Raw genomic sequence first — 12273 nt, 5'->3', positions numbered from 1 at the left:
ATTGATTGTAAAGCGCTTTATACAAAGCGCCCTGACTGGGCAGACGCGCATTATAGGGGCTGGGATTTTTCCGTCAAGGCTTCTTTGCGTTTACCTGGCATAAAAAAACCCTCCACCCGTTTTCACGGGTGGAGGGTACGACCACGCTGGTCACACGGAGAGGTAACGGCTGATGTGCGCCCGGTCAATCTGGTCGCCACTTGCCTCATGTACGATGACGCCCTTGTCCATCACCAGCATCCGGTCAGCCACCGCCAAAGCGAAGCTGAGCACCTGTTCGGAAACCACGATACTGATTTTGCGCGCGTGCTTGATGTCGTTAAGCGTGCTTGCCAGCTGCTTGATGATAGAGGGCTGAATACCCTCGGTCGGTTCATCAAGCAGCAGGATCTTGGGATCAGCAGCCAATGCTCTTCCAATAGCCAGTTGCTGCTGCTGCCCACCGGAAAGATTACCCGCCTTGCGGCTACGCATCTCAAGAAGCACTGGAAACAATTCATATATGTCCCCCGGTACTTTCTTGCGCCCCGAGGCCTCCAGCCCAGCCATGATATTTTCCTCTACTGTCAACGTCGGAAATACCATTCGTCCCTGCGGCACATATGCGATACCACTAGCCACACGCTGGTAGGACTGGGCATTGCTCAGCTCCTTGCCATTGAAGGTGATACTTCCACTGTTACTCGGATGCATTCCGATAAGGGATTTGAACAGCGTCGTCTTGCCCATGCCGTTGCGACCCATTACTGCGACCGTTTCATTAGCTCCGACATCCAGCGAAATACCATGGATGACTTCGCTCATTCCGTAACTTACGTGCAAATCGCGAACAGTCAGCATGTTCGATTCCTTCTGTTAGTGGCCCAGGTAGACCTCGATGACCTTTTCGTTTTTCTGCACATCATCCATTTTACCCTCGGCAAGCAGCTTGCCCTGGTGCAATACAGTGACCTTGTTGGCGATGTCCTTTACGAAATCCATATCATGCTCGATCACGATCACCGATCGGTTATTGCTGATACGCCGTAACAGGTCAGCCGTCGCCTCACGCTCCGGCACACTCATACCCGCTACTGGCTCATCAAGCATGAGCAGCTCGGGATCCTGGATAAGAAGCATCCCTATTTCCAGCCACTGCTTCTGCCCATGACTCAAAAGGCCCGCACTGACATCCAGCCGCTCCTCTAGGAAAATATCCGCCGCCACTTCACAGACGCGCTGTGTGACGTGCTCGGTTGTCTTGAAGAACAGGCTGCCAAAGACGGTACGCCCGCCGGGGTAGGACAGCTGAAGATTCTCGCGCACAGTCAGATTTTCATAGATCGAAGGAGTCTGAAACTTCCTCCCCACGCCCGCCTTGACGATCTGGTTCTCCGCCAGCTTGGTCAACTCGGTATTCTTGAACATGATCGAGCCTGAAGAGGCACGTGTCTTACCGCATATCAGATCCAGCAAGGTTGTCTTCCCAGCACCGTTGGGCCCGATGACAACACGTACCTCGTTGCGCTCCACATAAAGGTTGAGACCATCAACTGCCTTGAAACCATCAAAGGAAACCGTGAGATCTTCTATTGCCAACAATATCGGTGAAGTCATGACTGTGCCTCCTGACCAGTACCCGGCTCACTTGCCTTTCTTTGCGAGCGCCCAAACAGTCGCGACAAATGCGGCCTGACGAAGTCGTTATAGATTCCGGCCAGTCCCTGAGGGAAGAGGAGAACCACGCCAATGAACAGCGCACCCATGAAGACGATCCAGAGCTGTGGGAAGGTTTCTGACAGCATTGTCTTGGCCAGATTGACCAACAGAGCGCCATATACTGCGCCTATCAGCGACAGCCTGCCGCCCACGGCACAAAAGATCACCATCTCGATTGAGGCTACCGTGCCTACGAAGGAAGGCGACATGAAGCCCACCTGCAAAGCAAACATGGCGCCACCGATAGCCGAAAATACCGCTGCCAGTGCAAATACAAAGATCTTTATATTGGCTACGTCGTAGCCGGAAAAACGCACTCGGTCTTCCTGGTCGCGCATGGCGATCAGCAGCTTGCCGAAACGGCTTTCCAATACGAACTGACCGATCAAAAGGCAAATGATCAGCGCGACGCAGCAGACGAAATACAATATGTAGCGCGCACTATCGGATCGGATATCCCAGCCCAGCAGCGTTCTCAGGTCAGTAATGCCATTGATACCTCCGGTATAACCCTGCTGACCGACGATAAGAATGGTCGCAATTGAGGCAATAGCCTGCGTGATGATTGCGAAATACACCCCGCCTACCCGACGCTTGAACATGGCAAAGCCAATAAAGAAGGCAATCAGAGCGGGTACGGTAAGCATAAGAATAATGGTCAGGGTAAGGCTGTGAAACGGTAACCACATCAAGGGCAACTCGGTGATCTGGTTCCAGTCCATGAAATCAGGAATACCCGGTGTGCTCTGTATCGATGTGAATTCCGGAGCCGACGATTCCAGCTTCAGGAACATCGCCATGCAATACCCGCCAACACCAAAAAAGATACCCTGCCCCAGACTCAGAATGCCCCCGTAGCCCCAACACAGCACCAGACCCACAGCAACAAAGGCGTAGGTCAGATACTTGCCCAACAGATTGAGCCTGAATATATCCAGGGTCAGGGGCAGAATGACCAGCAGTAAGACCGCCAACGCCAGCAGCTGCAGCAGCCGTTGACCTCCCCCAAATGCCGCTATCCATCTGTGCATATCAATAACCTCCAGCGGGCACGCCGATCACCGGCGTACCTTGCTTGCAAAGAGCCCCTGGGGACGAACCATCAGAATGCCGACCACGACCGTGAGAGTGATAACCTTGGCCATGGAACCGCTGAGGAAAAACTCCATAATCGATTGCGACTGAGCGATGCCGAATGCTGAGACCACGGTACCCAGAATGCTTGCAGCACCACCGAAGACCACAACCAGGAAGGTGTCGACGATGTACAGTGACCCCGTAGTCGGGCCGGTTGAAGCAATCGTGGTGAAAGCGGCTCCAGCAACACCGGCAATTCCGCAACCCAGTGCGAAAGTGAAACGGTCCACCCGCTGGGTATTGATGCCCGCCGCATTGGCCATGGCACGGTTCTGAGTAGTAGCGCGCACCTTTATGCCCCAGCGTGACTTGTACAGTAGCAAGGCAACCCCGAGGGTAATGAAGAAGGTGACGACCATCACGAACATGCCATTAACCGGGATATCGATGATATCGGTGGGAGCCCAGGAGCCCATCAACCACGGAGGAAGATTGACGCTCACTTCCCGCGGACCGAAACCGGAGCGAAAAGCCTGCTGCATGATCAGCCCCAAGCCCCAGGTTGCCAGCAGCGTATCCAGTGGGCGCTTGTATAATCGGCAAATCATGAGCCGTTCGACGAAGTAGCCAAGAATGAATGTCCCCGTAAAAGCCGCCAGAATGGCAATGGGGAAATAGATGTGCTCCATCCATGGCCAGATTTCGGTGCCTAGTACAGACACCAACCAGGTGATATAGGCGCCCAGGGTCAAGAACTCCCCGTGAGCCATATTGATAACACCCATCTGTCCAAAAATAATCGCCAGACCCAGTGCCATCAGCAGGAAAACACAGAACAGGCTAAGCCCACTGAACCCCTGCATGACAAAAATGGCCGTGAGTTCCTGCGAGGAATATCCGCCCATGTTCTCTCTCCTCGATTCGAAACGGTGCGGTCAACAAGGACCGCACCGATATTGACTTACGCTAATGGGAGGGACTTATTGATAACCTTCGGGGAAGGGGTTTGGCTCGATCAGCTCAGACTCGTAAACCACCTTGGCTTGACCGTCTGCCTGCCATTCGCCGACGCGCAGCTTGCTCCAGAGGTGATTGTTGCCGTGAATCTTCACGTAGCCTTCAGGCGCGCTGGTCAGTTCGATGTCCGGTGAAGCTGCTGAAACAGCATCGACGTCAAAGCTGCCGGCCTTTTCTACAGCCGCTTTCCACAGCCAGGGACCGAGATAGGCAGCCTGAGTAACGTCACCAATCACGCTGTCTTCACCCCAGCGAGCCTTGAACGCCTTCACAAATTCGGAGTTGTTGTCGTTTTCCAGCGACTGGAAATACTTCATGGAGGAATAGAACCCCACCATGTTCTCGCCACCAATGCCCAATACTTCGTCTTCGGTTACGGAGATGGTCATGATGGTCTGACGGTCAGCGGTGATACCAGCCGCATTCAACTGCTTCCACCAGGCAACGTTGGAACCCCCGACGATGCTGGAGTACACCACGTCAGGCTTCTTCAGGCGGATCTTGTTGATCAGCGAACCGAAGTTGGTGTTGCCCAGTGGGTAGTACTCCTCGCCAACCACGGTGCCACCCAGTACATTTTCGATGTGCTTGCGGGCGATCTTGTTGGAAGTACGTGGCCAGATATAGTCAGAGCCGACCAGGTAGAACGTCTTGGCGTCTTTCTCTTCAGCTATCCAGTCCAGGCCGGCAAGAATCTGTTGGGTTGCTTCCTGGCCTGTGTAGATTACGTTCTTGGATTGCTCAAGCCCTTCGTAGAACGTCGGGTAATAGAGCATCCCGTTTTCTTTCTCGAATACAGGCAGAACTGCTTTGCGTGAAGCCGATGTCCAGCATCCGAAAACGGCGGCTACTTTGTCCTGTGTCAGCAGCTTGCGGGACTTCTCGGCAAAGGTGGGCCAGTCACTGGCGCCATCTTCCTGCACGATCTCGATCTGGCGGCCTAGAACGCCGCCCATCGCGTTGATCTGCTCGATGGCCAGCATTTCTGCTTCGACCGAACCCGTTTCGCTGATGGCCATGGTGCCAGTAATGGAGTGCAGGATACCGACCTTGACAGTGTCATCGGTAACCGCCAGGCCGGTGGTATTAACCTTATCGGTCGGATAATCGGCAGCGCCGGCAATCCCGGTCACGCCCAAACCCGTGCCCAGCGCCAGCGCCAGCATGTGGCGCTTCCAGGCTGGCATCTTGCGTATCGATTCTTGCATAGGGTGAATCTCCTAGATGTGGGTAAAACCGGCAAGCAAATCCGCTGAACGGTTTGTCTACCTGTCAACACACCCTGAGCAACCCTTGTGCCAGCATGCCAAGGTCATCCATAAAATTATTAGCTGATGGATATAAATCCATAAATATCAGCAACCTATGCGCGCTACCAGATTAGGGAGCCGTAAAGCGCAGGGCTGGACTTCATCTACCCACGCCAACGGGACCTGACATTGTCATGACAATGTCCAGCCGATAGATCTGACATTGTCACATCCAGTGGCAGCCAGAAGCTGACATTAATTGACTATTGCTTTATATCGCATTGATTATTAACGATTTTTACTTTTAATGACAAAGCTGGCACGTCATCTGCTCTGGGATCATGACTGGCCAGAATCTGGCCGCGATTGCCATCACCCACACAGAGGATTCACAGTCATGGCCGAGACATTGATCAAGATCGATCTGAGCAAGAGCCCGAAGGAGCACGACACCATCCATAACCGCTGGCATCCCGATGTGCCGATGGTAGCGACAGTCAAGCCAGGTGACGACTTCATAATCGAGTGCATGGACTGGACCGGCGGGCAGATTGCCAATAACGACAGTGCCGATGACGTGCGCGACGTGGACCTGAGCAAGGTGCACTACCTTAGCGGCCCGGTTGCAGTAGAAGGTGCAGAACCCGGCGACCTGATGGTCGTGGATATCCTCGACCTGGGAGCCTTTGCCGACCAGATGTGGGGCTTCAACGGCGTATTTGCCAAGGAAAACGGCGGTGGGTTCCTGACAGAGCACTACCCGGAAGCGCGCAAGACCATCTGGGACTTCAATGGCATCTACACCAAGTCCAGGCATATTCCCGGTGTGGAGTTCATCGGCCTGATGCACCCCGGCCTGATTGGTTGTTTGCCTTCCCAGGAATTGCTTGATGAATGGAACAAACGCGAACAGGCCCTTATCGATACCGACCCGGATCGCGTGCCAGGTCTCGCCAACCCGCCCTACGCACCCACTGCCCATACCGGTCGCGCCACAGGCGATGTAGCCGCAAAGATTGCCAACGAAGGCGCCCGCACCGTGCCACCTCGGGAGCACGGCGGGAACTGCGACATCAAGGACCTGACCAAGGGGTCACGTGTGTTCTTCCCGGTTTATGTCAAAGGTGGCGGACTGTCGATGGGCGATCTGCACTTCTCCCAGGGCGACGGTGAGATCACTTTCTGTGGCGCCATTGAAATGGCTGGCTGGATCCACATCCGGGTCAATCTGATCAAGGATGGCGTGAAGAAATACGGCGTGAAAAACCCCATTTTCCAGCCCAGCGACATGGCACCAAGCTACAAGAAGCACCTGATATTCGAGGGTATTTCTGTTGATGAAAGTGGCAAGCAACATTATCTCGATGCCCACGTGGCCTACCGCCAGGCCTGCCTGAACGCCATCGAATATATGAAGAAATTCGGCTTCAGCGGCGCCCAGGCCTATTCATTGCTAGGTACTGCACCTGTCCAGGGTCACATCAGTGGCATTGTCGATGTGCCCAACGTATGCGCCACCCTGTGGATTCCCACCGAAATATTCGACTTCGACATCATGCCAAACGCAGATGGCCCGACGATCTCGGTCAATAGCCCGGAAGTACCGACCTCGAAATGGAATAAGTGATTCGGTCAGGCCGTCGTATCCATTTTGGTGCGGCGGCCACCCCCTTGAGCGCACAGTTAGAGAGCACATTATGCCCCTATACGATTTCGACTGCCCCCAATGTGGCGCTTTTGAAGCCTTGCTACCCAGTGCCGAACGCAATCTCCCTCGTGACTGCCCCGCCTGCGGGCAGACCATGCAGCGCCTGATAAGCGCGCCGCGGCTGCAGGTACTCAGTCGCCAGCAGCGTACAGCTCACGAAACCAATGAGCGCAGCGCCCATCAACCAAAAGTCAGCCATGGCCACGGGCACAGTTGTTGCAGCTCAGGTAAATGCACCCATCAGCCTCGCGCCGAAGGGCAGCCACCACCCCTGAAGCAACAGAGTGGTCCGCGACGTCCGTGGATGATCAGTCACTGAGCTAAACGCAAGCTAGCCGGTGCACGCCCAAGACGCAGGCCACAGGGGGCCAGTTCGTCCCCGATCCAAGGAGCCTGCATTCCGTGATAACCATGCCCGATGGGACAGCCCAGCAGATGAAGCGTGAACTGGTCGTGATTCTGGAAATGGCCAAGTTGTTGGAAAAGCCACTGGATGCTCCTCGAACCATACAGGGGATCCTTCGTCTGCTTTCGCAGCTGTATGGCCTCAACTGTGGAAGAGTCAGCCTGCCCGTGGCGGCGACCAACACCATGGAGGTGCGCTATTCCTACGGATTATCCCCAGAGGATCTCAAAGCCGGTCGATTTACTCTCAATATCAATCAGGGTGTGACCGGCTACGTCATGCGCACCGGCTCGATCGGCCTGGTCCCGGATGTTAACAAGGAGCCCCTATTCATCTACCGGGTTGCGGAGCTGTCGAACCATACCGGTGGACGGATGACCTTTATCGCAGTGCCTATCCTAGAGTCGGGAAGACCGATCGGTGTGCTGTCGGTTCAGCGCGAAGGCCTGCATGAAAGACCATTTGATGGTGACATCAGCCTGATGCGTATCGCTGCCTCAATGGTGGGGCAGGTACTGCGCATTCACCAGTTTGTCGTGGATCAAACCGCTCACCTGGTCAAGGAAAACCAGCACCTGCGCCACAGCATCGCGATCGAAGCCATGCTCAAGCAGAGTCTGGCCCACGGTATCCTGGGTACCAGCCCGGCCCTGATGGACGCTGTGCGTGCAACTATTCAGGTTGCTCGCAGTGATGCGCCGGTAATGCTGCTCGGCGAGTCTGGTACTGGTAAGGAAAAATTCGCGCGGATGACGCACCAGCAAAGCGACCGCCGCGAGAAGCCCTTCATCTGCATCAATTGCGCCGCCATACCCGCCGACCTGCTCGAATCAGAACTTTTTGGTCATGCAAAAGGTGCGTTCACCGGCGCCTCGCAGAACAAGCAAGGCAAGATCGTCCAGGCAGATGGTGGCACACTGTTTCTGGATGAGATCGGCGATATGCCACTGGCACTGCAAGCCAAGTTGCTGCGCGTACTACAGGAGAAAAAGGTCGATCCAGTAGGTAGCGACAGCGCCATCTCCGTAGACTTTCGCGTGATTACTGCCACCCACGTCAACCTGCAGGAATCCGTCAACCAGGGACGGTTTCGTCTGGATCTGTTCTACCGCCTGCATGTCGTGCCCGTGCAATTACCGCCGCTGCGTGAACGCCAGGAAGACATACGCCAGTTGGCGCTGCATTTTCTCAACGAGCTCAATCACCACTACGAACGTAACTGGAGCCTGGAAGCGAATGCCTTCGAGGTTCTCGAGCGTTTTGACTGGCCGGGCAATATCCGGCAATTGCAGAACGTCCTCGAGCGCACGGCTTTGACCAGTGACCAGGACTCGCTAAGCGGCGCAAAAATCAAGCACAGCCTCTCGTCTGAAAGTGCAATCAATCTTCCCCAGCATGCCAGCGGCGAGAAGCCTGGCATCAGCGGAACAGCCGAAACAACAGCATACCAACCAAGCGGACCCGGACAACGGCCCTATGGGCGTTCCTATAACTGGGTCAACCAGGATGAAGCCGCGCAGATTCGCGCGACGCTGGTAGACACCAATAACAACCAGTCCGAGGCGGCCAGACGACTCAACCTGAGCCTCAGACAATTGCGTTATCGGGTCAGCAAACTGGGGATTGACCTCAACTGACCTTCCCAACCCAAGCAAGCGGAGGATTAACCAATGCGTCATGGAGATATTTCCAGCAGCCCGGATACCGTGGGTGTCGCGGTAGTCAATTACAAGATGCCACGGTTGCATAGTCGTGAAGAGGTGCTGGCTAACGCTCGCAACATCGCGGATATGATCATCGGCATGAAAAAGGGCCTGCCCGGCATGGATCTGGTGGTGTTTCCCGAATACAGCACCATGGGCATCATGTACGACAACGATGAGATGATGGCCACCGCGGCGACCATTCCAGGTGACGAAACACGCATATTCAGTGAAGCCTGCAAGCAGGCTAAAACCTGGGGTATTTTTTCACTCACAGGCGAGCAACACGAGGAACATCCGCACAAGGCACCCTATAACACCCTGGTGCTGATTAATGATCAGGGTGAGATCGTGCAGAAATACCGCAAGTGCATTCCTTGGTGCCCGATCGAAGGCTGGTATCCCGGCGACCGCACCTATGTGTCGGAAGGCCCCAAGGGCATGAAAATCAGCCTGATTATCTGTGATGACGGTAATTATCCGGAAATCTGGCGAGATTGTGCAATGAAAGGCGCCGAACTGATTGTGCGTTGCCAGGGCTATATGTACCCCGCCAAGGAACAACAGGTAATGATGGCCAAGTCCATGGCCTGGGCCAACAACTGCTATGTGGCGGTTGCCAATGCCAGCGGTTTTGACGGCGTGTATTCCTACTTTGGTCACTCTGCGATTATCGGCTTTGACGGCCGCACCCTGGGTGAATGTGGCGAAGAGGACATGGGGATCCAGTACGCTCAGCTCTCGGTATCGCAGATCCGCGATGCACGGGCCAATGATCAGTCACAGAATCACCTGTTCAAGCTTCTGCACCGCGGCTACACCGGCGTGTATAACTCCGGAGACGGCGACCGTGGTGTGGCTGATTGCCCATTCGACTTCTATCGCACCTGGGTTCTGGACGCAGAAAAGGCGCGCGACGATGTCGAGAAGATGACTCGCAGCACCATCGGCGTCAAAGACTGCCCGGTCGGCGAGCTACCGCATCCGGGTAAGGACAAGGAAGCCGGCGCATGATGCTGACGAGTGGAGTCGGTAATGCCCTTTATCAATGAAGTGCTCGAGCACAACCAGCGCACGGGCGGCAACGCGCCGCCCGTGCGTCAATCGCGATTCCTGTTCGATCTGGACAAGGTCATGCAGCAGTTACGCTCGCGGATTACCGGACAGGATGCTGCGCTGGATGCGATAGCGGCGAGCCTGGCTCTGACCAAGGCTGAATTGGGCGACCCCCGCAAGCCACTGGCCGTCATGTTGCTCATGGGACCGACCGGGGTGGGCAAAACCGAAACAGTACGCCTGCTCGCAGAGGCCATTCACGGCCGGGCAGATGCTCTGTGCAGAATTGATATGAACACCCTGGCCCAGGAACATTACGCTGCCTCATTAACCGGGGCACCGCCGGGTTATGTCGGTAGCAAGGAGGGCAACACCCTATTTGATCGAGAGGCAATTGAAGGCAGTTTTGGCAAACCGGGCATCGTGCTATTCGATGAATTGGAGAAAGCCAGCGAACCAGTAACTCGCGCATTGATGAACATCTTTGACAACGGTCAGCTGCGACTCAGCTCCGGCACTACCACACTGGATTTCCGCAATAGCCTGATTTTCATGACCAGTAATATTGGCGCGCAGGCAATCTGGAACTGGCAGCAGCGCCAGCAAAACAGCTGGCGCCGCTGGTTACCGGAAAACTGGCGGGCACAGCAGGAGCATAAACAGCAGAAGCTGGCCCTGGAAAAAGCCTTCGCTCCGGAGTTTCTTAATCGGATTGATCAACAATTGATTTATCAGCGACTGACCGATGACCAAGTGACTGTCCTGGTCGAGCTCGCACTGGAGCGACTGAATAATCGGCTCGCCCGACACCAGGTGCAACTTGTCGCCAGGCCCGGATTGAAGAGCTGGCTGGGCGAGCAGGGCTTTGATCGTCGCTATGGAGCTCGCGCCATGGCCCGCTGCTTTCGTCAGTGGCTGGAGCCGGAGGTGGCGCATGCGCTGCTACAGAGTCCGGATCGCCCGCCAGGCTGCCTGCTTATCGCAGATCTGGCTGCCCAAAAGGATGGGATAGAAATTACCCTGGAGGCACCGGACACTATCAGCTGACACAAAAAAACCCGCCTGGGCGGGTTTTTTCTTACACAGACTCTTTACTTGCAGTCTTCTACCGACTTGAGCGGGTAGTGCGCTGGATAGGGCAGTGTAGCCACACCCGAATCAATGGCGGCCTGGGCGACAGCAGCCGGCACTTCCTCGATCAGGCGCACATCCATTGGCTTGGGAATGATGTATTCACGACCAAACTCCAGCTTGATACCGCCGTACGCTGCGGAAACGTACTCCGGCACCGGCTCCTTGGCCAGCTTGCGGATGGCGTGAACAGCAGCAATCTTCATTTCTTCGTTGATACGGGTAGCACGTACGTCCAGTGCACCACGGAAGATGAAGGGGAAGCCCAGTACGTTGTTGACCTGGTTAGGATAATCCGACCGACCGGTAGCCATGATCACGTCCGGACGCGAAGCATGGGCCAGCTCGGGATCGATTTCCGGATCAGGGTTGGAGCAGGCGAAGACGATGGGATTTTCCGCCATCAGCTTGAGCTCTGCCGGCTTGAGCAGGTTCGGACCGGAAAGGCCAACGAACACATCGGCACCCTTCATGGCGTCGGCCAGAGTGCGCTTCTCAGTTTCGGTAGCGAAGATGGCCTTGTATTCGTTCAGGTCATCACGGCCCGCGTGGATCACGCCTTTGCGATCGAGCATATAAATGTTCTCGACCTTGCAGCCCATGCTGACCAACAGCTTCATGCAGGCAATGGCCGCAGCGCCAGCACCCAGGCAGACGATCTTGGCATCTTCGAGCTTCTTGTCAGCCAACTCCAACGCATTGATCATCGCCGCGGCAGTCACAATCGCGGTGCCGTGCTGATCATCGTGAAAGACCGGGATGTTGCACTGCTCGACAAGCGCGCGTTCAATCTCGAAGCACTCTGGCGCCTTGATATCCTCAAGGTTGATACCGCCAAAGGTGCAGGAGATGCGACGTACTGTATCGATGAAGGCCTGGGGGCTTTCGGATTCGACTTCGATGTCGAAAACATCGATACCGGCGAAACGCTTGAACAGCACGCCCTTGCCTTCCATTACCGGCTTGCTGGCCAACGGACCCAGGTTACCCAGGCCGAGAATGGCTGTGCCATCGGAAATTACAGCTACCAGGTTACCCTTGCCGGTGTATTTGAAGGCATTGAGAGGGTCCTTGGCGATTTCGCGTACCGGCTCTGCAACACCCGGGCTGTAGGCAAGCGCGAGATCACGGGCAGTGGCGGTAGGCTTTGTCAGCTCGACGCTCAGCTTGCCCGGACGTGGGTTGGCATGATAGTCGAGTGCATCGGTTCTCAAATCAGACATGTTC

General features: G+C 55.4%; 11 protein-coding genes. 5 read left to right on the top strand and 6 right to left on the bottom strand.

Annotated features, from left to right (window positions below; all coding sequences use genetic code 11):
- Nucleotides 1-150: 150 nt before the first annotated feature.
- The 5 genes from urtE to urtA form a co-directional block, all read right to left on the bottom strand.
- Nucleotides 151-840 (bottom strand): urea ABC transporter ATP-binding subunit UrtE, encoded by a 690-nt coding sequence (urtE, locus tag IEV54_RS07445; protein WP_150276686.1) that lies wholly within the window; start codon nt 838-840, stop codon nt 151-153.
- A gap of 15 nt (nt 841-855) precedes the next feature.
- Entirely contained in the window at nt 856-1596 is a 741-nt protein-coding gene (gene urtD / locus IEV54_RS07440) for an urea ABC transporter ATP-binding protein UrtD (protein ID WP_150276685.1), read from the bottom strand.
- Nucleotides 1593-2729 carry an urea ABC transporter permease subunit UrtC gene (urtC, locus tag IEV54_RS07435; protein ID WP_150276684.1) on the bottom strand — a complete coding sequence of 379 codons (1137 nt, stop codon included), beginning with the start codon at nt 2727-2729 and terminating at the stop codon, nt 1593-1595. The genes urtD and urtC overlap by 4 nt, the downstream gene beginning before the upstream one ends.
- Before the next feature lie 27 nt (nt 2730-2756).
- Entirely contained in the window at nt 2757-3680 is a 924-nt protein-coding gene (gene urtB / locus IEV54_RS07430) for an urea ABC transporter permease subunit UrtB (protein ID WP_150276683.1), read from the bottom strand.
- A gap of 75 nt (nt 3681-3755) precedes the next feature.
- Nucleotides 3756-5000, bottom strand: a complete 1245-nt coding sequence (urtA, locus tag IEV54_RS07425) for an urea ABC transporter substrate-binding protein (protein ID WP_150276682.1) — start codon at nt 4998-5000, stop codon at nt 3756-3758.
- A gap of 439 nt (nt 5001-5439) precedes the next feature.
- Between urtA and fmdA the strand changes: the two genes are divergently transcribed.
- The 5 genes from fmdA (at nt 5440) to IEV54_RS07400 (ending at nt 10962) form a co-directional block, all read left to right on the top strand.
- A complete protein-coding gene (gene fmdA / locus IEV54_RS07420; RefSeq protein ID WP_150276681.1) occupies nt 5440-6669 on the top strand; it encodes a formamidase in 1230 nt (409 codons plus the stop codon).
- Between the two features lie 70 nt (nt 6670-6739).
- Nucleotides 6740-7069 (top strand): FmdB family zinc ribbon protein, encoded by a 330-nt coding sequence (locus tag IEV54_RS07415; protein ID WP_150276680.1) that lies wholly within the window; start codon nt 6740-6742, stop codon nt 7067-7069.
- A gap of 92 nt (nt 7070-7161) precedes the next feature.
- Nucleotides 7162-8793, top strand: a complete 1632-nt coding sequence (locus IEV54_RS07410; RefSeq protein ID WP_150276744.1) for a sigma-54-dependent Fis family transcriptional regulator — start codon at nt 7162-7164, stop codon at nt 8791-8793.
- A gap of 33 nt (nt 8794-8826) precedes the next feature.
- Nucleotides 8827-9873, top strand: a complete 1047-nt coding sequence (locus IEV54_RS07405; RefSeq protein ID WP_150276679.1) for an aliphatic amidase — start codon at nt 8827-8829, stop codon at nt 9871-9873.
- Nucleotides 9874-9894: 21 nt separating this feature from the next.
- Nucleotides 9895-10962 (top strand): AAA family ATPase, encoded by a 1068-nt coding sequence (locus tag IEV54_RS07400; RefSeq protein ID WP_150276678.1) that lies wholly within the window; start codon nt 9895-9897, stop codon nt 10960-10962.
- A gap of 44 nt (nt 10963-11006) precedes the next feature.
- Here IEV54_RS07400 and IEV54_RS07395 read toward each other — a convergent pair whose 3' ends face one another.
- Nucleotides 11007-12269, bottom strand: a complete 1263-nt coding sequence (locus tag IEV54_RS07395) for a malic enzyme-like NAD(P)-binding protein (RefSeq protein WP_150276677.1) — start codon at nt 12267-12269, stop codon at nt 11007-11009.
- Between the last annotated feature and the right edge of the window lie 4 nt (nt 12270-12273).

Origin of the sequence: Halopseudomonas salina, assembly GCF_014637955.1 — a bacterium.
In the GTDB taxonomy this organism is placed as follows: domain Bacteria; phylum Pseudomonadota; class Gammaproteobacteria; order Pseudomonadales; family Pseudomonadaceae; genus Halopseudomonas; species Halopseudomonas salina.
The sequence above is the reverse complement of the archived record's forward strand: the minus strand, read 5'-3'. Positions and strand labels throughout refer to the sequence as shown.